This window comes from Rhizobium sp. RU36D (assembly GCF_900176345.1).
GTDB lineage: Bacteria > Pseudomonadota > Alphaproteobacteria > Rhizobiales > Rhizobiaceae > Allorhizobium.
This window is the reverse complement of the sequence record NZ_FWXU01000011.1, coordinates 67,673-88,122: the sequence shown is the minus strand read 5'-3', so window position 1 is coordinate 88,122 and position 20,450 is coordinate 67,673. Positions and strand designations below refer to the sequence as shown.

At 57.8% G+C, this 20,450-nt stretch carries 19 protein-coding genes; 13 read left to right on the top strand and 6 right to left on the bottom strand.

Going from position 1 to position 20,450, the window contains the following annotated elements; translation table 11 throughout:
* Positions 1 to 64 precede the first annotated feature (64 nt).
* Positions 65 to 1,318 (top strand): ATP-binding protein, encoded by a 1,254-nt coding sequence (locus tag B9A97_RS15280; RefSeq protein ID WP_084366214.1) that lies wholly within the window; start codon positions 65 to 67, stop codon positions 1,316 to 1,318.
* Between the two features lie 137 nt (positions 1,319 to 1,455).
* Here the strand turns inward: B9A97_RS15280 and B9A97_RS15275 are convergent, their stop codons facing one another.
* Both B9A97_RS15275 and B9A97_RS15270 read right to left on the bottom strand, forming a co-directional pair.
* The gene (locus tag B9A97_RS15275) at positions 1,456 to 2,472 is read right to left on the bottom strand and encodes a glycosyltransferase family protein (RefSeq protein ID WP_143530491.1); all 1,017 of its coding nucleotides are present in this window, start codon (positions 2,470 to 2,472) and stop codon (positions 1,456 to 1,458) included.
* Positions 2,473 to 2,576: 104 nt separating this feature from the next.
* Complete coding sequence (locus B9A97_RS15270) at positions 2,577 to 3,845, bottom strand: glycosyltransferase family 2 protein (RefSeq protein WP_084366212.1); 1,269 nt, start codon at positions 3,843 to 3,845, stop codon at positions 2,577 to 2,579.
* Between the two features lie 327 nt (positions 3,846 to 4,172).
* Here B9A97_RS15270 and B9A97_RS15265 point away from each other — a divergent pair, with 327 nt between their 5' ends.
* Complete coding sequence (locus B9A97_RS15265; protein WP_084366211.1) at positions 4,173 to 5,852, top strand: B12-binding domain-containing radical SAM protein; 1,680 nt, start codon at positions 4,173 to 4,175, stop codon at positions 5,850 to 5,852.
* Between the two features lie 213 nt (positions 5,853 to 6,065).
* On the opposite strand, the gene B9A97_RS15260 is transcribed toward B9A97_RS15265, so the two are convergent.
* Genes B9A97_RS15260 through B9A97_RS15250 form a run of 3 tightly spaced genes read right to left on the bottom strand, consistent with a single transcriptional unit; the run spans position 6,066 to position 8,762 of the window.
* Positions 6,066 to 6,878, bottom strand: a complete 813-nt coding sequence (locus B9A97_RS15260; RefSeq protein WP_084366210.1) for a cephalosporin hydroxylase family protein — start codon at positions 6,876 to 6,878, stop codon at positions 6,066 to 6,068.
* Between the two features lie 17 nt (positions 6,879 to 6,895).
* Positions 6,896 to 7,618 carry an FkbM family methyltransferase gene (locus B9A97_RS15255; RefSeq protein ID WP_084366209.1) on the bottom strand — a complete coding sequence of 241 codons (723 nt, stop codon included), beginning with the start codon at positions 7,616 to 7,618 and terminating at the stop codon, positions 6,896 to 6,898.
* On the bottom strand, positions 7,611 to 8,762 hold the full coding sequence (locus tag B9A97_RS15250; RefSeq protein ID WP_084366208.1) for a class I SAM-dependent methyltransferase: 1,152 nt from the start codon (positions 8,760 to 8,762) through the stop codon (positions 7,611 to 7,613). The genes B9A97_RS15255 and B9A97_RS15250 overlap by 8 nt, the downstream gene beginning before the upstream one ends.
* 192 nt (positions 8,763 to 8,954) lie before the next feature.
* Here B9A97_RS15250 and B9A97_RS15245 point away from each other — a divergent pair, with 192 nt between their 5' ends.
* The 8 genes from B9A97_RS15245 (at position 8,955) to B9A97_RS15210 (ending at position 16,595) form a co-directional block, all read left to right on the top strand.
* Entirely contained in the window at positions 8,955 to 9,815 is an 861-nt protein-coding gene (locus B9A97_RS15245) for an NAD-dependent epimerase/dehydratase family protein (protein WP_084366207.1), read from the top strand.
* 18 nt (positions 9,816 to 9,833) lie between these two features.
* Positions 9,834 to 10,913, top strand: coding sequence for a radical SAM protein (locus tag B9A97_RS15240; protein WP_084366206.1), 1,080 nt, complete (start codon positions 9,834 to 9,836; stop codon positions 10,911 to 10,913).
* Positions 10,910 to 12,154 carry a glycosyltransferase gene (locus tag B9A97_RS15235; protein ID WP_084366205.1) on the top strand — a complete coding sequence of 415 codons (1,245 nt, stop codon included), beginning with the start codon at positions 10,910 to 10,912 and terminating at the stop codon, positions 12,152 to 12,154. Before B9A97_RS15240 ends, B9A97_RS15235 begins: the two co-directional genes overlap by 4 nt.
* A complete protein-coding gene (locus tag B9A97_RS15230) occupies positions 12,151 to 12,783 on the top strand; it encodes a formyltransferase family protein (protein WP_084366204.1) in 633 nt (210 codons plus the stop codon). The genes B9A97_RS15235 and B9A97_RS15230 overlap by 4 nt, the downstream gene beginning before the upstream one ends.
* A 283-nt stretch (positions 12,784 to 13,066) precedes the next feature.
* On the top strand, positions 13,067 to 13,879 hold the full coding sequence (locus B9A97_RS15225; RefSeq protein ID WP_084366203.1) for an oxidoreductase: 813 nt from the start codon (positions 13,067 to 13,069) through the stop codon (positions 13,877 to 13,879).
* Between the two features lie 53 nt (positions 13,880 to 13,932).
* Entirely contained in the window at positions 13,933 to 14,934 is a 1,002-nt protein-coding gene (locus B9A97_RS15220; RefSeq protein WP_084366202.1) for an NADP-dependent oxidoreductase, read from the top strand.
* Positions 14,935 to 15,096: 162 nt separating this feature from the next.
* Positions 15,097 to 15,879, top strand: coding sequence for an SDR family NAD(P)-dependent oxidoreductase (locus tag B9A97_RS15215; protein ID WP_084366201.1), 783 nt, complete (start codon positions 15,097 to 15,099; stop codon positions 15,877 to 15,879).
* A 131-nt stretch (positions 15,880 to 16,010) separates the two neighbouring features.
* Complete coding sequence (locus B9A97_RS15210) at positions 16,011 to 16,595, top strand: TetR/AcrR family transcriptional regulator (protein ID WP_084366200.1); 585 nt, start codon at positions 16,011 to 16,013, stop codon at positions 16,593 to 16,595.
* Between the two features lie 37 nt (positions 16,596 to 16,632).
* Here the strand turns inward: B9A97_RS15210 and B9A97_RS15205 are convergent, their stop codons facing one another.
* Positions 16,633 to 17,202 carry a TetR/AcrR family transcriptional regulator gene (locus tag B9A97_RS15205; RefSeq protein WP_084366199.1) on the bottom strand — a complete coding sequence of 190 codons (570 nt, stop codon included), beginning with the start codon at positions 17,200 to 17,202 and terminating at the stop codon, positions 16,633 to 16,635.
* A gap of 181 nt (positions 17,203 to 17,383) precedes the next feature.
* On the opposite strand from B9A97_RS15205, the gene B9A97_RS15200 reads away from it, so the two are divergent.
* The 3 genes from B9A97_RS15200 (at position 17,384) to B9A97_RS15190 (ending at position 20,428) form a co-directional block, all read left to right on the top strand.
* Positions 17,384 to 17,764, top strand: a complete 381-nt coding sequence (locus B9A97_RS15200; protein WP_244564242.1) for a MarR family winged helix-turn-helix transcriptional regulator — start codon at positions 17,384 to 17,386, stop codon at positions 17,762 to 17,764.
* 47 nt (positions 17,765 to 17,811) lie between these two features.
* Positions 17,812 to 19,110 carry an MFS transporter gene (locus B9A97_RS15195; RefSeq protein WP_244564241.1) on the top strand — a complete coding sequence of 433 codons (1,299 nt, stop codon included), beginning with the start codon at positions 17,812 to 17,814 and terminating at the stop codon, positions 19,108 to 19,110.
* A gap of 133 nt (positions 19,111 to 19,243) precedes the next feature.
* Entirely contained in the window at positions 19,244 to 20,428 is a 1,185-nt protein-coding gene (locus B9A97_RS15190; protein WP_084366197.1) for a thiolase family protein, read from the top strand.
* Positions 20,429 to 20,450: the final 22 nt, after the last annotated feature.

The following is a 20,450-nucleotide window of genomic DNA, read 5'->3' as shown; positions in this document are numbered from 1 at the left end:
TTAGATTTAAAAATGGACGGGATCTTACTTTAAATCAGACGGCAATTGAGTTAAGAATGGCCGCATGAATGAACATCCGAGTCCAAAGTCGCTTGTCGATCGGAAAGCCTTGCCTCTCATAGAGGCAGCGCTCGCCGATACCCGTGTGGTTTTGATATCGGGGCCTCGGCAGGCTGGCAAGACAACGCTCGCGCGCATGTTCGCAGACAGGGATCGGCCATATATCACATTGGACGATGCGAGTACCTTGAATGCCGCTAAAGCCGACCCGACAGGGTTTGTTCGCGGAATCAAGCGGGCGATTATCGACGAAGTCCAACGAGCGCCCGATCTGATGCTGGCAATCAAGGCAAGCGTGGATGAGGACCAGGAGCCAGGCCGGTTTCTGCTAACAGGTTCTGCCAATCTCGCGACCATTCCTGCGATTGCTGACTCGCTCGCCGGACGAATGGCTGTCATTCCGCTTCTACCCTTCGCGCAGGCCGAAATCCGTGCAAGTCCGGGCCTCATGCTCGATCGGTTGTTTGCGGGGGAGGAACCAGCCGTTGACGGTAAGATTGTTCTGGGCAATGACCTGATGAGCATGGTTCTTGCCGGTGGCTATCCTGAAGCCTTGAGGCGCACCACGGCGGCCCGTCGCGTCTCGTGGCTCGAAGACTATGTCAGTCTGATCCTGGACCGCGACGTGCGCGACATTGCCAACATAGATCAACTCGATCGTTTGCCGCGCCTCCTGAATATTCTTGCGGAGCACGCTGGGCAGTTGATCAACAATAGCAGCTTCGGTTCGGCGCTGGGATTATCCGGGGTCACCGCTCAGAAATACATAGCCATCCTGGAGCGGCTATTCCTCATCAAGACGCTGGTGCCATGGTCGAACAACCGGCTTAGTCGGCTTGTCAAAACGCCAAAGCTGCATTTCATCGACACGGGGCTCCTGGCTGCGTTGCGCGAGGATGAACTGGCCCGGCTATCCGGTGACAAGACTCGATTTGGCGCCATTCTGGAGAGTTTCGTCGTCTCCGAACTGATGAAGCTGGCATCCTGGTCAGAGAGACGCGTATCGTTCTCACACTATAGAACCAAGGATCTGGATGAGGTCGATGTCGTGATCGAAGACCGGCGCGGTCGGATCATCGGCATTGAGGTCAAGGCGTCTGCGACCGTCAAGGCAGATGATTTTCGTGGGTTACGTCAGTTGCAGGCAGCCGTCGGTGACCGTTTCGTGCGAGGCCTCGTGTTGCATGATCATGACCGCATCACACCATTCGCCGAACGCCTGCAGGCAGCACCCATCTCGATCCTGTGGTCGATGTGAGTGGGTCTGTAGGTTCAAGTTACCGCTGCACGATGATGATAGCCCTTCTTCAACAGAAAGATTTGTGGAGCGGGAGCCTTTCGGACCGGATAGGAGGCCCTTCACCGCAGCGTACCCTTCCATCACTCCGCGCCGTGCTAACTCACCATGCTATTAAGATAGCTGGCATATTTCTCGGCCAAGCCAGGCTGTAGCTGTTCAAGGACAGGTAGAGCGCTTTGATAGGCGTAGTCGAGATTGTTGATGCTGGGCACTTGGTTTGCAAATCGTCGTGCCTGCTCATGGTAAATTCCAGGGTTCTTCTCGACCGACTGGGCGAAGCTGGTCAAGGTGATCTGGGCATTGATGGCCAGCGCCCTATGCCGTTGTTCGTCAGAAAGCGGCAGGCCTTTCCATGTCATCAGGCCGTGGATATCGACGAAGCGCAGCAGCGCCGTATAAAGCTCAGCTTCATCCGGAAGCCCCGCGCGGCGGAACAGTAGAAGCTTGGTCTCTTCCAACGAACTCTTCTCAGCCCAACGGCCAAGATCATAACGGAACAGGGTTGCGGGCTCGTGCAGAATACGCCCTGAGGCAATCAGGCAGTATATCAGCACCCAGTCGCAATAATCACCCAGGGTGGGATGACACGCATTGAACTTGCGATAGAGGCTGACCAGCAGTTCTCGCCGAAACGCGCTGTAGAATACGCTGTTGTTGCGAGGAGCCGCCTTTACTAGCTGGCGGATCCGATCATCGGCATTCTCGGCGTCGAGTGGAAATTTCTCTATCGAGCGCGCGCCGTCCTGCACTGTCCAGACCATGGTAACGGGCCTGACCCCGACAACGTCGTTTGGCAGGTCTGCCAGATCCACCCGCCGTCGTCCGTCCAGGGAATAGAGTTCGTCATCATCGCCCATCGCGAGAACATATGGCGTGTTTGCGGTTTCCATCGTTGTCAGGAAGTTGCGCCGCGCGTCAAATCCGTCCGTGTCGATATAGGTCAGGTGCGGCGATGCATTCTCGAAGTGCCGCTTCTTGTCCGGGTCTCCTGAATTGTCTGCGACGATCACCTGCGCGCCGGTCTTTTCCGCGTAGATCAATGCGCTTTCGAGAGAGGCTATGGATGTCTTCAATGGGCGATTGCTGGGGATAAGAATGGAAAGCTGCGTCATATCATGGCCCCGCCCGTTGCTGCATCGTCCCTTGAAGGCTGTGTTTGGCTGTACTGGGGAGGAGAATCCGACAGTAGAGCCATGTTTTGCCGTCTGGCGGCTACCTACCGCAAGCGCCCGCGAGAACCGGCGCTACGCACCTTGGAAAGCAATTTGTGCGAAGCCGTATTGGCGCCCGCCCCCACAGTGCCTTCAAGATCGATCAGTTCAATAGGTTCGACTATTGCGTTGACGATATCGTAGATCTCATGGGGATTTGCCGCGCCTGCCACGTCGTTGCGCACGTAAACGCCATTATCGGTAAAACCGGTGGGCACTTCTTTGAGATAGCCTTTGAACTTTGGATTGAAATCTTTTAAAAATCGGCCGCCATGCCACTGGCGAAGGGCGGTCTGATAAGCGGCTCGCATGGCATCGAAGGCTTCGCGATCTCGGAAGTGCTCCACTGATCGCGCGCACGCCATGACGAAATTCCGCTCCCAATTGAGGTATTGGAACTTGTACTTCCACTTGTACCATTGCTGGGCGATGGCGATCGACGAGCTTACGCCCAGCATGTTGCTGAACGGGAAATCCTTGAGATATGGATCAAGATCGAAGCTGCGACCAAGTTCGGCCTCGTACAAGGCGACTTTCGCCTTGATATCGGCCATTCGACCGATGGAATAGGAGTTACTTTCCGGACAGGCCCCGAATATAGAGAACGGACGCTCGCAAAACACGAATTGTTTGCCGTTGTTGATCACCTTCATGGCCATGTCGTAGTCAACCACCGGATGCTCGAAATAGCGTCCTCCGGCTTCGTCCCTGATCTTATCCAGCAGCGACCGGCTGATCGCGGAGTGATACACCGAGAAGCCCGATCCAGGGACGATCGTCGAGCCTTCCCACCCGAACATGCGCTGTTGCAATTGCTTGCGGGTGAACCTTTTCGCGCCTTTGTAGAGCGGTACGTGGAAAAATCCGACCGGCTCTCCTTCGACGGGCCAGGCATAGGATATGCTGCCCCAGCCGACCGCTTCGACATCAGTCACGTGCTGCTCGACATTGCCGATGAGATCGGCGACGTCGGGATCGCAATGGTCATCATCGCCGATAAAGACAATCCACTCGCCGGTCGCGGCGCACATCGTGCGCTCCCAGTTATCAATCATGGACAGGGTCTGCGGGGCCGATGGAATATAGACGATGCGAGGATCACCTCGCAGACCGGCCATGTAGCTATTCATGACCTCAGGATCGTCAGAATTATCCGCGATGACGAACTGAACATCCGTCCGAGGATTTCGCACCATCCCCTCGATAGTCGCCTTGAGGTAGCGTTGGCGGTTTCGCGACGGAACGCAGATCGACACTTTGGGTTGCTTTACCATATCTAATTTCCTGTCACCAACGCAGCCAGCACCATCTAGGATGGTATGGCCTTAATCTGATGCCAGGCTTGCGTTTTGAGGAAACCTATCGTGGGTCAGTAGGGCTTGATGACACCCCCGCCCCCCCACCCGCATCGGCTTGGACCACAAGGCGCCGAGAAGAAAGCCTGGTACAAGCTCTAGAGCGTAGCTTGTGCAGATAAACGGCGGCGGTTGGGGAGTGCGGTGGCATGATCCAGCCGAAATGCACATGGATGCGGCGCCTAAAGGCCAGGAAAAATGCGTCCCCCTGACCGGTGCTGGCGGGAAGTCTTCAATGAGGTTGCGATGACGAGACTGCTTTTTGTTATACCGCCATACTTCAATGCGTCTGACTATATCGGCAAGGTGCGCAACGCCGTCCTTCCGGCCTTCACCATTCCATACGGCATCCTGTCGATGGAGACTTACCTCAAGAAGAACTGCCAGACGGATCTTGAGATTCAGCTGGTGGATCTCAACGTGACCTTGAAGGAACTGGTCGAAGACGGTCGCGCCGACGACCACGAGCAGATTTTCGCCGACCAGTTGCGCGGTATCCTCGATCAGTTCCGTCCCGACATCGTCGGCGTTTCGGCCCTGTTCAACTCCTCGTTCCGCTATATCCAGTCGCTGGTTGCGACGGTGAAAGCCTTCGACCGGGATATCTTGACCATTGCCGGGGGCGGTTTGCCGTCTGCCGCCTACAAGATGATGTTGGAGCGGTGTCCGGACCTGGACGCGATTTGCAAGGGCGAAGGCGAGCAGCCGCTCAAGGCGCTGATTGACGCCCCGGATCGCACGGTCGTGCTGGCCGACCATAAGGCCTGGGTCACCCGCGAGGGCGTGGCGCGCGGCAAGGTGCCGGCACATGATTTCATCGACGACCTCGATGACATCCCCCAGCTCAATTATGAAATTCTCGATCTGGACAATTACAACAGCCGCAGCATCGACAAGCGCTATGCCGGCGAACAGCGCCGCGAAATGGCGATACACACCTCGCGCGGCTGTCCGTTTCTGTGCGTCTTCTGCTCCAATCCGTCGCTGCATGGCCGCACGGTCCGCTTCATGTCGATCGAGCGTGTTGTCGAGGACGTTCGCCGAATGCGCGATGAGTTCGGCATGACCGTGCTGATGGTCGAAGATGACCACTTCTTCCAGGACAAGGAGCGGGCGAAGCGTTTGCTGGCCGCCCTGGCCGAACTCGATGTGCGCCTGGAATTTCCAAACGGCGTGGCGGTCTATGCCATCGACGAGGAAGTGGCGGAACTCTTCTCCAGGGCAGGGGTGTCGGCCGTTGCATTGGCGGTGGAGTCGGGCTCGGATCACGTGCTCAACAATATCATCAAGAAGCCGCTGAAGAAGAAGCTGATCCGGCCGGCAGTCGAGGCTCTGCGCAAATTCGATGTGCGCAGCCACGTCTTCATCGTTGCGGGCCTTCCCGGAGAAGAGGACGAGCATCGGCAGGAAACGCTGGAAATGCTCTTGGACAACGGCTTCGACTGGATCCACGTCTATCTGGCGATCCCCATTTATGGTAGCCGGCTTTACGAGATCTGCGTCGAGAAGGGCTATATCCAGTCCACCGACAACGACGATTTCGTCGCAACGAAGACAGTGCTCAACATTCCCGGCCAGGATCCCAAGAAGCTTGAGGCCTATGCCTACGAGACGCAGCTTCGCGTCAACTTCATCGAGAACTACAACATGCGCATCGGCCGCTACGATGTCGCCATTCACTACATGAAGAATGTCTGCGACAAGTATCCCGATCATGCGCTCGGGCAATTGTATCTCGCCCGGTGCTATGCCGCGACCGGCGAGCAGAAGCTGGCGATCGACCACGCGACCAAGGCGCTCGAGATCTTCGAACGTGATGCCTATTGGCGCGAGCTGGCAGAGCGATATGACGTCGATTATTCCAACGCCTTGACGCTGGCTTTGCCGGTCAATCAGGCTCCGCAACTGATCTCACACGTCGGGTGAGGGGCCTTAAGCCGAGGCAACTCGGCGTGGCAGGTGACCGATGGCACCGCATCTGAATTTGGCAAGGCCGGTCTTTTTGCCGGCCTTTTCGCTTTGGTGCGGGCAGTGCCGCTGATGTTCCCGACACCAAGCCCCAATGCAAATTCGGACCGAAGGCGGTCAGCGCCTTCGGTCCGAATCTTTCGTCATAGGAGAGGCGTCTGCGCTCTATGTTCAGGCGCGATAGAGGAAACCGTCCGCCGAGGCCGTGATCATGATCTTGTGCTCGATCGTCTTGTCGATGGTGAGCTTCAGGGCATCACCGTCGGCAGCGGTGCGTCCTTCTGACTCCAGCAGCTTCATGTATTCCCACACAGCGGTCTTGGGATTGTTGCCCTTGCCCCAGGGACGGTCGGCGCACATGTCGGGCGGAAGATCTTCAACGCCGCTGTCCCACACGACGCAATAGGAGTTCTTTGACGTCAGCGGTGCGTAGAGCTCCAGTTCCGCCAGCACATGCTCATGGGTATGGTTGGAATCGAGGAAGACCATGATCTTCTTCTGGCCCTCGGTATGCGCAAGCACCTGGTCGAAGATGCCCCGGTCGACCGATGAACCCTGGATCATGTGGATCTTGTGATGCATCGGGTGGCGCTCGACACCGGCGCGATTGTGCGGCCTGATATCGATATCCACGCCGACCACTTTCCGGGTGCTGGCCTTCGGGTCGAGCACCGTGCCGGCTTCGATGGCGTCGCAGTAATCCATCATGGCCAGCATGGATGCGCTCATCACCAACGAGCCGCCATGGGCAATGCCGGTCTCGATGATGAGATCCGGGCGGCAACGCCAGATCAATTCCTGGATCGCATAGATATCCTGCGGAACCTGGATGATCGGTCGCCCGAGCCAGGTGAAGTTCTGGGCATAGTTATGCCGGATGCATTCCCGCACCCAGATCTGCGACAGCCCGATGAAGCCGGTGTCCTGGCCTGCGCCAAGAATGTTTCCGCGGACGTATTCAGCGAATTTTTGATCTTCGGTCATGCCGGTACTTTCGATCCCTATATTTTCCTAGCGTGTATATCGAACCACTGAGTCCGAGGTGCGATCCGGGTTCCCTGCCGGTCGCGCACGGTTGTGGCATAAAGCTCGACCATCGTATCGTAGTCCATCCAGCCGCCGGGGATGTCTTCCCCCAGGGGACCGGAGGAACCCGGCCTGAACTGGTGCCCTAGCCGGTCGTCCCGCATATCGGGCACCTTGGACTGGTCGAGCAGTTTGAAATTGGTGTATCCGACCTCGGCCAGGATACGAAGGTAGTCGAAGCCGAAGCGGCAATCCTCGACGCTCAGAAACGCCGGAACCGCTTCGGCGGAGGCCAATTGCTGCAGGACCACCAGATCCACGCCCTCGACGTCGATCTTCAGTGTATGGGGCACGCCATAAGTCTCAAATAGCTCCAGCAAAGTGACGCAGCGCACCGTGATTTCCTGACATCGGCTGTCGTCGCGCCCGGCCCAGTTGATGTCGATGCTGCTCCAGTGATCGTTGTCGACATTGACGAAAAAGACGGTTTCTCCGCTGTGCTGCCAGATCGCCGCGTGCAGGATCGTCAGGTCGCCAGCTTCTATCTGCGTCTGGAAACGCTGTCTTGCTGCCTCGCAAAGGCCCGGATTGGCCTCGATCGCCAGCACGCGAAAGCCGCGGCGCAGATAATATTCCGTATCGTCGCCGTTGTTCATGCCCAGATCGTAGATCAACGGCCTGGTTTTCGTATCAGACATGGGCTCGGTATCTCTCTTCCGGAATGGCATAGACGACGGCGCCCGTGCCGCACCAACTGTGCAGCCGGAACAGGAAGCGGTAATCGCTCAAGGTGTTGCGAAGCCATTCGGGGATAGCCACGATCCCATCCGCATTGTGATAGACCGTGATGGCAAGCAGCGGACGATGGGTGAGCAACATCGTCTGCGCGCCTATCAACGCAGACAGTTCGCCGCCCTCAAGATGCAGTTTCACGAAGCTTGGCGCGATATCCAGGATATCAAGGGGAGTGGTTCGGCGGACAGTCTGGCCGGTTGCGGCAATCTGGGATGCATAGCCAAGCCCCGCATGGAACCGCGCGTCACGCGCGTCTGCCGCCAGGAGGGCATCGCTGACGGTTACCTTCTCGCGCATGTCTGGCGGCAAGGTTGCTACCGTTTCGCTCAGCGCCGAGGCGCTGTGCGGGTCCGGCTCGATGGCATGGATCGAGGCGAAATTGCCTCCGGTCTCATCAATCATGCGGCGCAGGACGATCCCGTCATAAGCGCCTGCATCGACAAAGACCTCCCTGTCCGTCAGGACCGCCTTGACTTCTGGAATGAAGAACCGGTCGGCGATGTTGATCGGAGCCTCGTCAAACGACCATTCTTCACGCAGCCTGCGCCAGGCCACGAACTGGAGGTAATGCGCCCGCGACAGATCATCGGACCATGCGGACACCACCTGCTTCATCGCCGTGACGTCATCTGCTGCAAATTCCCCGGCAAACCAACCATTGGATAGGGGATGCCGGTCGCGAAAAGCTTCCGCAACGTCATAGAATGGCACGACGCGTTTCCAGCCCGCATCGTTCAGCGCCGCCTGCAGCGGCGCAAAAGCAAAGTTGACGATGCTGACCGCGAGGATGCCGTTTTCCTTGACCGACATTGGTACGTTATCGGGAGCGGCCATCGGCAGGCCGCCCCATGACGGGTCGGCTGAAAGCGCTGCGGCATCACGATCAACAACCAGGGCGATCGGACGGCCAACCAGATTGAGATGGTCCCGGGCGAGGCGCCCCAAATTTCCGGCGCCATAGAGGACGAGCGGATCGTCGTCCTCAAGGCGTACAGGCCCGCAGTCGGCTTTGGCAGCCCCGATTTCCTCGATCAGGTGACATGCCATCGCGGTATCGGGCACATCAGATAAGCTTCTGGCGACGATCGGATCGGTGGTATGGCGCCCTTGCCTCGATAAAATTAGTTGCGCGTCTTCCGGAACTGTCATTGTCGTACGCTTCTGGCTCAGGTCAATTGGAACGATAGTTAAACGATTCGGAAACAACGCCGATGCAACACTTAGGCGATATCTAGCGAGATGACCTTGCCCGAACGTGTCGCAAAAACCGTATTATTGACTGGCGCAAGCGGTTTCGTGGGGCGGCAAATATGCAGAAGCCTTGTTGAGCAGGGCCATGAGGTCGTCGCAACCGTCCGCAGCCAAAGCGCGCGCCGGTCGGATCTTGATCCCGGGATATCGCGCATCATCGAAACGGATGACCTTTTCCAGGAAACCGAACAATGGTGGGCTGACAAGCTCAGGGGCATCGATGTCGTCGTTCATGCCGCCTGGTATGTCGAATGGCGCAAATATGTGGACTCCGAGGCCAACCTGGACTGTCTCACGGGCACGCTGGCGCTGATTCGCGCAGCATCGCGCAGTGGCATCGGCCATTTCATCGGGCTTGGCACATGCATGGAATATCAGCTTCCGTCATCACGCCTGACGATCGAATCACCTCTCCAGCCGCAGAATCTCTATTCCGCCTGCAAGCTGTCTGTTTACCATATTCTTCTGGAATATTGTAAGCATCAGGGTCTGGCGTTCTCATGGTGCCGGATTTTCTATCTATTTGGAGAGGCAGAGAATTCGTCTCGCCTGGTGCCCTATATCCGACGGCAGATCGAAAACGGAGAAATTGCCAAGCTTTCCGCTGGCACGCAGATTCGGGACTTTCTGGATGTGAAGCGAGCGGGTGAAATGATTGCCAAGGTTGTGACGACTGGTCAGCGTGGCGCAATCAACATCTGCTCAGGTACGCCAATCACCATACGCAAGTTGGCGGAAACGATTGCAGATGAATATGGCAGGCGCGACCTCCTGGAGTTCGGAACAGCGCCGATCCACCCATCGGACCCGTCGGTCGTCGTGGGAGTATGCAACGTGATCGAGCCCTGAGAAAGTCGGAGACATCGAATGAAAGCCCAGTTGAAGCCGCGTATCAACCTCGAGGGCCGTACCGCGCTTGAGACTGTCATTCCTCTGGAGACGCCGTTTATTGTCTTCATCGATCCGGCAAGTTCCTGCAATTTCAAATGCACATTCTGCCCGACAGGCCACAGAAGCCTGATTGCCGATACCGGGCGGTATCAGGGCGCGATGAAATATGAAGTGTTCACCAAGGCAATCGACGATCTCGCCGCCTTTGGTAAACCGATCAAGGTTCTGCGCATGTACAAGGATGGCGAGCCCTTCCTCAACAAGCGTCTTGCCGACATGATCCGCTACGCCAAGAACAGCGGATATGTCGACTATATCGACACCACGACAAACGGCACCTTTCTGACGCCAGAACGCCTGGGGCCGGTCATCGAGGCCGGACTGGACAAGATCAACATCTCTGTTGATGGCATGACGCGCGAGACATACCAGCAGTTTACCGGTTTTGATTTTGATTTTGAAAAATTCGTCAGCGGCGTAAAGTGGCTTTACGAGAACAAGGGCGATCTGGAGATTTCGATCAAGATCCCCGGCGAACTCATCACCGAAGACGAGCGCCAGCTGTTTTTCGACACCTTCGGGGATCATTGCGACCGTATCTTCATCGAGAATTTTGCGCCGTGCTGGCCGGAATTCAATGTCGAGGAGCGCTCGGGCATCAAGATCGGCGACGTCGGCATTTATCAGCAGACGCTGCGTCCCACCGATACCTGCCCGTATATCTTCTACGCCATGAGCGTGAATGCCGATGGCCTTGTGTCGTCCTGCTTCCTCGACTGGGGCCGCAAGCTGATCATTGGCGATGTTCGCACGACGCCTCTGTCCGAAATCTGGAATTCGGACAAGATGAACGCCCTGCGCCTGCAGCATCTTGAAGGTCGCCGCTGCGAGAACAAGGTTTGCGGAAGCTGCGGCCAGCTGACCCACTGCCTGCCGGACAATATCGATGACCATCGCGACATGCTGCTGAAGCGGTTCCGTGAAAAGGTCGTGATCAATCCGGCCGTTCCGGCCCCCGGCGGTATCAGAGAGACAAGCCCGATCGCCGCTGAATGAAGATCCTGCATCTCATGCCGCATCTGGGGGGAGGGGTCGGCAAGGCCCATTCCGCCCTTCGGCATGCGGCGTCTGGCGGCATCGAGCACCACTACCTCCTGCTTGAAGAGCCACGGGACCGGCGCTTTGTCGAGCAGATCGAAGCCTTGGGTTCGACAGTCGATGTCTGCCTCGACAGGTCCTCGATTGAGGCGCATGTCGCGGCTGCCGATATCGTGCAAATCGAGTGGTGGAACCACCCCTTGCTCTACAGGCTCTTGAGCAAGCCACTGCCCGAGGCCCGGTATGTCTTCTGGGTCCATATATCGGGATTGAATGCGCCCTATTATCCCCCGGGGCTAATCGAGCGGTCCAGCCGTTTCGTCTATACCTCGTCCTGCTCGCTGGACTGGGACGGCCTCTCGGGCTTGCCGGCGCAGGTCCGGGACCGGCTTGCCGTGATCGGCAGCGGATTTGGTTTTGATCCGCTGTCGCTGTCGTCAACCTATCAGAAATCGCAGGTCACCTATCTCGGAACCGTCGACTTTGTGAAGATGCATCCCGAATTGTTCGCCATCATCGATGGGTGTCCCGAAGACTGTCACGTGACGCTTTACGGCGCATTCGATGCTGAGGGCGAGCCCGTTCGGGCATGGCGGGCGATGCGGCACCCCGAGCGCGTGACCTTTGCCGGACAGATTGCCGACCCGCGCGCGGTGTTGGAGCAGACCGCAATTTTCCTTTATCCCTTGCGGCCAGATCATTACGGCACGGCGGAAAATGCGTTGATAGAGGCGATGTCGGTGGGCGCGGTGCCACTGGTGATGGCCAACCCGGCTGAAATGGCTATCGTTCGCCACGGGGTGAATGGGGTCGTTGCTGCTGATCCCGCCGACGCTGCGGCAAAGCTCGCGGATCTTCTGCGCCATCGCGAACAGCTTGCGCCAATGTCAATGGCGGCCATGCAGGATGCCGCCAGTCTTTATACGCCCACGAGATCCGCCAGGCTTTTTCAAGATCTTTATCGGGACGTGATGACGACCCCAAAGATTGCCCCCGACTTTGCCTCGGTCATCGGCAGTGAACCCCTGCAGTGGTTCCTGTCCACCCAGTTTCCAGATGGCCGCGCAACCGGCGACTTGCGCCTCTCAAGGACGGGATCCTCCTCCAAGGGTAGCCTGGATCACTTCCTGGCCGTGTTCCCCGACGACGAGGGGCTTCTGTCGCTTCGCCCGACGACCCAGCCAGGAGCATATCCATGAAACTCGCTGTGCTAGTCTCTTCCGGCGGCGCTGCGTTTGAACAAGTGGCTCGCATCACGCAGCGGGAAGGTATCAGCTTTACCGTCATCACAGATAGAGAATGCGGTGCGGAAGCAGTAGCCCACCGCATCAAGGCGCATCATGTGAGGGTGGACGAGAAATCCAGACAACTCTTCTCGGCCAAAGTGGCGTCGACCGTGCACGCGCTTGGTATCAAGAACCTTCTGCTGTTTTTTGACCGGCTGGTTTCCAGCGAACTCTTCGACAGTGTCGAGACCTACAACATCCATCCGGCGGCATTGCCGGCCTTCAAGGGATTGAGGGGCGTGGAAGACGCTTATGCAGCGCGCGTTCGCCTGCTTGGGTGTTCACTTCATCGGGTTGATCAGAGCATGGATGGCGGCGAGCTGATTTCGCAGATTGCGTGTGGAGTGGACCCGGAATGGCCTCTTTCCCGATGGCAAAAGCGTGCATACCTCATGAAGGTCTATTGTGGTTTGGTCTGGGTCAACAAGGCCATGGGTACCGACGCAGGCCTCCCGCCCGTGAACGCCTCACATGGCCTCCCAAGCAGTTGGATGGATGCATTTCGAGACTTGCAGGCAATGGACGGTGAAGCCGTGGTATGAGGTGAAGCCTAATGCAAGCTCCCTGTCAGGAAAACCCAGGCCTCGCTGGCGAATGCCGTGCTTGGCGGAAGATCGACCAGCACTGCCGCGGTGGAGCGAGGCGATAGACGCGCCAAAGGCTCCTGGCCTCTTGGGCACCATTCAAACTACTTTTTAGCTGCCCATTCTGTCGTCTGAAGTAGGCCTCTTGACTTTTGATGATGATCGTCATATTTAATGATTATGAACATAATCAAAAACTGGTTGTCGTGGGTCGACCAGGGTAAGCTAAGAGGCGAGCTGCATGAGCAGGCAACAGAAGACGGTGTTCTTGACGGGCGCATCGAGTGGTATCGGCAAGGCGACAGCAATTGCTCTGACCAAAGCAGGGTATCGCGTCATCGGCACGAGCCGGACCGCAAAGCCTGGCGAGGTCCGTGATGGGATCCGACTGATCGCCTGCGACGTCACTTCGGAGGCGTCAGTTGCGGAAGCGGTCGCAGCAGCACATGCCGAGCTTGGACGCATTGACCTTCTCATCAACAACGCAGGCTTCGGGATCGTGGGAGCTGCAGAAGAGAGCTCCATCGAGCAGGTGCGGGCGCTCTATGACACCAATGTCCTCGGTGTCGTGCGTGTGACGAACGCCGTACTCCCCATTATGCGTAAGCAAGGCAGTGGTCGCATTCTGAACGTAGGTTCCGGCCTTGGTTTCATCCCCGCACCGTTCAATACGCATTATTCGGCCACCAAGCATGCACTCGAGGGATATTCGGAAGCCCTCGATCACGAAGTTCGGGGCTTTGGCATTCGCGTGCTGGTGATAGAGCCGGGTACGACTGCTACGTCCTTCGAGGCAAGCTCTGTGCCCGCAGACGCTCCCCTTAAGGACTACGATCGTCTTCGCGTTGGCTACAACGTTGCCTATGCCAAGGCGATGGAGGCAGCAGATACGGCGCAAAGCGTTGCCGACACCATTGTCCGGGCGGCGACCGACGAGGCCCCGAAGCTGCGTTACCCCTCGGGCAAGGTGGCGCAGCAAGGCGCTTTTGCCCGCCGCTTCCTGCCGCGGGGCCTGTTCGACAAGGTGCTGCACAAGCAATTTGGTCTCGGTTAAGGGCCGCCTCAAGGCTTCTACGGACGGTTTCAGAGAATTGGAGAACAAGCCCCATGAAGGCTTTTATCGTTGAGAAATACAAGAAGAACGGCCCGCTGCGCCTGGTCGATGCGGCCGAACCTGTGCTTGGAGCAAATGACGTTCTCGTCGAGATCAAGGCGACGGCTGTCAATCTGCTGGATTCCAAGATCCGGGATGGCGAGTTCAAGCCGCTTCTGGCCTACAAGCCGCCGTTCATCCTTGGCCACGATCTCGCAGGTACGGTTATCGCGGTGGGTTCGAGTGTCCATCGTTTCAAGGTCGGCGACGAGGTCTATTCGCGGCCGAGAGATCACCGGATTGGCGCATTCGCCGAGCGTCTTGCAGTGCATGAAAGCGATGTTGCCCTGAAGCCGAAGAACCTGAACTGGGCGGAAGCTGCTTCCATTCCTCTGGTCGGCTTGACAGTCTGGCAGGCGTTTGTGGAACTTGCCAAGCTCCGCAAGGGTCAGAAGGTGTTCATCCAGGCGGGATCTGGCGGCGTGGGCACGTTCGCCATTCAGCTTGCCAAGCATCTGGGCGCGACCGTCGCGACCACCACGAGTGCAAAGAATATCGAGCTTGTCCGCTCCCTCGGTGCGGATATCGTGATCGACTACAAGGCCCAGGACTTCGAAACCGTCTTGTCCGGCTACGACCTCGTGCTTCACAGCCAGGACCAGAAGGCATTGCAGAAGTCGCTTCGGATCCTCAAGCCAGGCGGCCATCTCATCTCGATCTCAGGGCCGCCGGATCCGGGATTTGCGAAGACGCTGGGCTTGAATATCTTGCTGAAACTTCTCTTCACCGTGCTCAGCAGAGGGGTGCGCAAAGAGGCAAGGAAGCGCGGCGTGCGCTACGATTTCCTGTTCATGCGCGGCGATGGCCAGCAATTGTCCGAGATTGCTTCGCTCATTGAGAATGGGGTCATCAAACCTGTCGTGGACAAGGTTTTCCCGTTTGAAAAGATCGGTGAAGCTCTGGCCTATGTCGAGACAGGACGTGCCAAGGGCAAAGTCGTCATCGAGGTTCAATAGGAGCTGACACGGGAGCAAGGCCCTGCGCGGTCGCCACTCTCCTCTACGAGGATAGCAATTTCTTCGACCAGACCCTTGACATTAAATATTACGATCATAATCTAACATTTAAGATTTCGATCGTAATTATTATAGTCCATTCAGAAACGAAAGAAGCAACACATGTCTGCCAAATCAAAAGTCCTCATCACCGGTGCATCGACAGGGATCGGTGCGACCTATGCAAAGCGGTTCGCCGAGCGTGGCCACGACCTCGTGCTCGTCGCACGCTCCATCGAAAAGCTCGAGGCGAACGCCATTGAACTGCGACAGAAGACGGGTGTGTCCGTCGATCTTCTGCCAGCCGACCTGACGACAGAAGCAGGTTTGCATGCTGTGGAAGCACGACTGCGCGACGACGCCTCGATCGGAATTCTTGTCAACAATGCGGGCAGCAACGTCGGTGGCACCTTCGTCACGCAAAGCATCGAGGACCTGACAAAGCTGGTGACCCTCAACGCGACCAGCGTCATGAGTCTATCGCATGCTGTCGCCGCTCGTTTCGCAGAGAAGGGTGAAGGCTCGATCATCAATATCAGCTCGGCGCTGGCCTTCGCCCCGGAATGGCAGACCTCCGTCTATACCGCAACAAAGTCGTTTGTCCTGTTGTTGTCCCAGGCCCTGCAGGCGGAGCTTGGCCACAGGGGCGTTTATGTCCAGGCCGTCCTGCCTGCGGCAACACGCACCGAGATCTGGAACTTCGTCGATGAAGACAAGCGTCCGCCATTGATGGAAGTGGCCGAACTGGTCGATGCCGCACTCGTTGGCTTCGATCGCCGCGAAGCCGTGACCATCCCTCATCTGCATGAGGAGCTGCGTTGGCAGACGCTGGAAACCGCGCGCCAGGCGCTTTTGCAGGATACCGGACACACCACTGCCGCCAGCCGCTACCTGGGAGCGAAGTAGCCGCGTCAGCGCAATGTTACGGAGCAGCCTGGACAGGGGGGCGACCCATGTCCCCTGTCTTTCGTTGCACATTGTTCTGCCAGAAAGCTCGAAATCACTCTTTTGTTGCAACCAACGAAACGAGGGATGAGATGAAAGTCACGCGCGAACAGGTCACCGAAAACAGACGTCGTATTCTCGATGCGGCAAGTCGGCTCTTCCGAGCCAAGGGCCTTGACAGCGTCACGGTCGCCGAGGTCATGCAGAGCGCCGGACTGACCCATGGCGGTTTCTACGGGCACTTTTCATCCAAGGATGATCTGATCGCACAGACCCTTGCGCATTGCCTGACGATGGGCAGCGATAAGCCTTTCGATCTGCAGGCCTATGTGGCGCATTATCTTTCGCCCGAGCATCGTGACAATCCAGCCGATGGCTGTCCGTTCGCCGCGCTTGCGGCCTATGTTCAAAGGCAGGGGGCTGATGCGCGGACGGCTATGTCCGAGGGCGCCCGGACACTCATCGGCCGAATGACCGGCGAACAGGACACGCCCGCCTGTGCAGAGCAAGGGCCGTCCATCATTGGGAGCTGGGCGGCCATGGTTGGAGCCATGGTTCTTGCCCGAGCTTTCAATGATCCAGATCTCTCGGATCGAATCCTGGAGGAAACACGCAGTCTCGTGGCCTCAACTCTGGCGCAGCCGAATACCGAAGACACTGCTCTAGAGGGCGTATAGATGTCGCGGTCGAAGACGTCCCGATCGTCGCGTCGTTTTACTTTTGAAGGATGGAATGGGCCGCAGCCTCAAGAATCTCGCTGGAAAGCGCTGTGTCCTCCACCGCACGTGCCAGGACCAACGCGCCCACCATTGTCGCCATGGTCGCAATCGCTTCCTCCCGACCGGAACCCTCTCCTTCAGTTTCAACTAGAGATTCCAGGAGTGCAAGCTGATCCTTGATGCCGCGCTGCATGACGCGCCTGGCTTTCGGACCATGGCGTGCCACATCGGGGCCGAGTGCTGCAAAGGCGCAACCCTCTGCAACTCCATTTCGATGTTGATCGGACAGATAAAGACCGACGACCTTCTCAAGGGATGCGCGCTTGTCTGTTCCGAGCAAGCTCGACATGCGTTGCGCCGTCTGATCCAGCGCCGCTTTCGTCGCCTTGGCAATGAGGTCGTCCTTGGATTCGAACTGCTTGTAGAAACCGCCATGGGTCAGGCCCGCTGCCTGCATGAGCGTGCTGACCCCGACGCCATCAAAGCCCTTTTCGCGAAACAGCCGGCTGGAGGTTTCGATGACCTGCTGGCGGTTTTCCTCGGCCTTTTCCTTGGTGACTTTCATGTCATTGCTCTCAACTTCGCGCGATGGCAATTATATATGATGATTGGCATCTTACTCAATGGCTATCCTGCAGATATGACCGGTCGCCGATCGGAATGACGTCTGACCCTGGCGCTATTAGGTGGTGTGGACAAAACGAAAATGCGGGTATATACACTTAAATATGACCAGATGTTATTCGATGATGCTGCGCGAGGCGGCCCGGAAAGTATCGGCCCTCTATGACGAGGCGCTGGCTCCATTCGGAATTAATATTGCCCAGTTTTCGCTGCTTCGGCGCGTTGAGCGACTTCAGCCAGTCAGCATGACCGATCTCGCTCGAAACGCACACCTGGATCGATCAACGATCGGACGCAATATCCGGGTGCTGGAACGTATGGAACTTGTGCAATCTGGCCGTGGTGATGTCGATCAACGCGAGGCGATGATCACGCTCTCCGATCGAGGTGTCGAAATGCTCAACAAGGCCGGTCCAATCTGGGATGACTGCCAAAGCGCGATGGAAGCCCGGCTTGGGCCAGTCAAGATCACGGCTTTGCAGGACATTCTTCGTTCTCTCTAATTTTTTGACCTTATGTGGGTATATGCCCGCATATGGGGAGGCTCACGATGCCAGCAGCGCAGATATCACCAGTCGCGAAATATCTCTCGCATAGGGGTATCCATTACGGTTGGGTCGTTGTCGCGACGACGTTCCTGACCATGATGGTGGGTGCAAGCGCCGTTGGCGCACCCGGGGTATTGATTGGTCCCCTGCAGAAGGAGTTCAGCTGGAGCGTGGCCGAAATCTCCGCGGCATTTGCCATTCGCTTCCTTCTGTTCGGTGCTGTCGGTCCTTTCGCGGCAGCATTTCTCAGCCGTTTCGGCGTCAAACGTGTCTCCGTGTTTGCGCTCCTACTCATTGCCGGGGGCGTAATCGGTTCGTTTACGATGACGAGTTTGACGGAGCTTTTTCTGCTGTGGGGCGTCGTCGTCGGGCTGGGAACCGGATTGACGGCCATGGTGCTCGGAGCAACCGTCGCGACCCGATGGTTCGTTGCCAAACGCGGTCTGGTCATTGGCTTGCTGAGTGCAAGCGTCGCCACAGGACAGGTGCTCTTTCTCCCAGCTTTTGCCGCTCTTTCCGAGGCCTGGGGTTGGCGCATCGCGCTAGGCCTGCTTTTGGCGATGCTTGCCTTGAGTTCGGTCGTCGTTCTTCTGCTGATGCGTGACCGGCCCGCGGATGTCGGTCTTCTGCCTTATGGTGCAGTGGAGGCACCCAAGCCGGAGCCCCAGGCTGCTTCGCTGTTCGCCACGCTCGTCGCCCCGATCCGGGTGCTGGGCATGGCTGTTCGATCCGGATCCTTTTGGATCCTGTTTGGAACATTCTTCATTTGCGGAGCGACCACAACGGGCCTCGTCCAGACCCATCTGGTGGCGATCTGCGGCGATTTCGGCATTGCACCGGTCACGGCCGCTGGAATGCTCGCGGCGATTGGCGCCTTCAATTTCGTCGGTACCATCGGTTCAGGCTGGCTGTCTGACCGGTTTGACAGCCGCTGGCTGCTCTTCTGGTATTACGGTCTGCGCGGTCTTTCGCTACTTTATCTGCCCTATACGGATTTCGGGTTCTACGAGCTGAGCCTCTTCACCCTGTTCTATGGCCTTGATTGGCTGGCGACCGTTCCTCCGACGGTCAAGCTCATCTCGGAAAAGTTTGGGGCCAACGCCACCATCGTCTTTGGCTGGGTGTTTCTTGGCCATCAGATCGGCGCTGCGATGGCCGCCTGGGGAGCAGGGCTGACCCGCAGCTTTTACGCCACCTATCTGCCCGCCTTCTATATTGCGGGGGCGATTTGCCTGGCCGCCGCGATCGCCGTGTTCGCGATCCAGAAATCCCTAAGCGTCAACCAGCCGCAGCCAGCTTGATCCTTTCGCAGGAAGGAAACACCGGTCTTCGCGTTTCAAGGCTGCAAGCGCACAGGCCTATGCAGTTGCAATCATTAGGATGGTCGCCTGGCCGACGATCCATCACCAAACGACCAACCAAGGAAAAGATCCGATGGGAAGCAGAGAGATCATTCTGACAAAGCCCGTGCGCACGGCAATTGGAACATTCAACGGCGCGCTGAAAGCTGTTCCTGCAACCGAACTCGGCGCTATCGTGGTGAGGGAGACCTTGAAGCGGGCCGGTCTCGCTGGCGATGTCATTGGCTCGGTTACTATGGGCAATGTCATCCAGGCCGGAAATCGTATGAACCCGGCCCGGCAAGCCGCCATTCATGGCGGACTGCCTGTATCTGTCCCGGCTCTGACGGTGAATCGGGTCTGTGGTTCCGGCGCGCAGGCGATTGTGAGTGCTGCCCAGGAGATTTCCAGTGGCGATACCAACGCGGCCGTTGCGGGTGGCATGGAGAATATGGACCGCGCACCATATCTGATGGATGGGGGCCGTTGGGGCTATCGCATGGGGCCGGCGCAGATCCTCGACAGCATGCTGACCGATGGCCTGCAAGACGCATTTTCTGGCGAGCATTCCGGATGGCATACGGAAGATATGGTCACGCGCTTCCAGATCACCCGCGAGGCGCAGGATGCATTTGCCGCGCGCTCGCAGCAGCGATTTGCCGCAGCGCAGGCTGCCGGCCATTTCGACGCCGAGATTGCGCCTGTGGAGATCAAGGGACGTCAAGGCATCTCGACTTTCTCCGTCGATGAAGCGGTGCGACCGGATACGACAGTCGACACCCTGTCCAGGCTCAAGCCTGCCTTCCGCAAGGATGGAACCATCACGGCAGGCAATGCACCGGGTCTCAACAGCGGCGCGGCAGCAATGGTCGTCGCAGAACGGGGCTTCGCGGAAAAGATGGGCGTCGAGCCTGTTGCACGCCTCGCAGGTTATGGCGTTGGTGCCGTCGAGCCGGGCATGTTCGGGCTTGGGCCTGTTCCCGCCGTGCGCAGGGCCCTGGAACGCGCCGGATGGTCGCTCGGTGTTATCGAACGCATCGAGATCAATGAGGCTTTCGCCGCCGTTCCCCTTGCCGTCATGTGGGAACTCGGATTGCCGGGGGATATCGTCAATGTCGATGGCGGTGCTATCGCCCATGGACACGCGATCGGCGCCACTGGGGCAGTTCTGGTGACGCGCCTCATCCATTCGATGAAACGAGACGGGCTAAAACGGGGCATGGTGACCCTGTGCATCGGCGGCGGGCAGGGGATCGCCTTAGCTCTTGAGACCCTGTAGTCGCCAAATTTGTGCGAGGTAC

Bases quoted from the DNA above. Each gene is read 5' to 3' on its own strand.
- B9A97_RS15275 (WP_143530491.1), bottom strand. From the start codon at position 2,472: ATGACGCAGCTTTCCATTCTTATCCCCAGCAATCGCCCATTGAAGACA.
- B9A97_RS15265 (WP_084366211.1), top strand. From the start codon at position 4,173: ATGACGAGACTGCTTTTTGTTATACCGCCATACTTCAATGCGTCTGAC.
- B9A97_RS15260 (WP_084366210.1), bottom strand. From the start codon at position 6,878: ATGACCGAAGATCAAAAATTCGCTGAATACGTCCGCGGAAACATTCTT.
- B9A97_RS15230 (WP_084366204.1), top strand. From the start codon at position 12,151: ATGAAACTCGCTGTGCTAGTCTCTTCCGGCGGCGCTGCGTTTGAACAA.
- B9A97_RS15200 (WP_244564242.1), top strand. From the start codon at position 17,384: ATGATGCTGCGCGAGGCGGCCCGGAAAGTATCGGCCCTCTATGACGAG.
- B9A97_RS15215 (WP_084366201.1), top strand. From the start codon at position 15,097: ATGTCTGCCAAATCAAAAGTCCTCATCACCGGTGCATCGACAGGGATC.
- B9A97_RS15235 (WP_084366205.1), top strand. From the start codon at position 10,910: ATGAAGATCCTGCATCTCATGCCGCATCTGGGGGGAGGGGTCGGCAAG.
- B9A97_RS15240 (WP_084366206.1), top strand. From the start codon at position 9,834: ATGAAAGCCCAGTTGAAGCCGCGTATCAACCTCGAGGGCCGTACCGCG.
- B9A97_RS15270 (WP_084366212.1), bottom strand. From the start codon at position 3,845: ATGGTAAAGCAACCCAAAGTGTCGATCTGCGTTCCGTCGCGAAACCGC.
- B9A97_RS15245 (WP_084366207.1), top strand. From the start codon at position 8,955: ATGACCTTGCCCGAACGTGTCGCAAAAACCGTATTATTGACTGGCGCA.
- B9A97_RS15205 (WP_084366199.1), bottom strand. From the start codon at position 17,202: ATGAAAGTCACCAAGGAAAAGGCCGAGGAAAACCGCCAGCAGGTCATC.
- B9A97_RS15195 (WP_244564241.1), top strand. From the start codon at position 17,812: ATGCCAGCAGCGCAGATATCACCAGTCGCGAAATATCTCTCGCATAGG.
- B9A97_RS15190 (WP_084366197.1), top strand. From the start codon at position 19,244: ATGGGAAGCAGAGAGATCATTCTGACAAAGCCCGTGCGCACGGCAATT.
- B9A97_RS15250 (WP_084366208.1), bottom strand. From the start codon at position 8,762: ATGGCATGTCACCTGATCGAGGAAATCGGGGCTGCCAAAGCCGACTGC.
- B9A97_RS15280 (WP_084366214.1), top strand. From the start codon at position 65: ATGAATGAACATCCGAGTCCAAAGTCGCTTGTCGATCGGAAAGCCTTG.
- B9A97_RS15225 (WP_084366203.1), top strand. From the start codon at position 13,067: ATGAGCAGGCAACAGAAGACGGTGTTCTTGACGGGCGCATCGAGTGGT.
- B9A97_RS15220 (WP_084366202.1), top strand. From the start codon at position 13,933: ATGAAGGCTTTTATCGTTGAGAAATACAAGAAGAACGGCCCGCTGCGC.
- B9A97_RS15210 (WP_084366200.1), top strand. From the start codon at position 16,011: ATGAAAGTCACGCGCGAACAGGTCACCGAAAACAGACGTCGTATTCTC.
- B9A97_RS15255 (WP_084366209.1), bottom strand. From the start codon at position 7,618: ATGTCTGATACGAAAACCAGGCCGTTGATCTACGATCTGGGCATGAAC.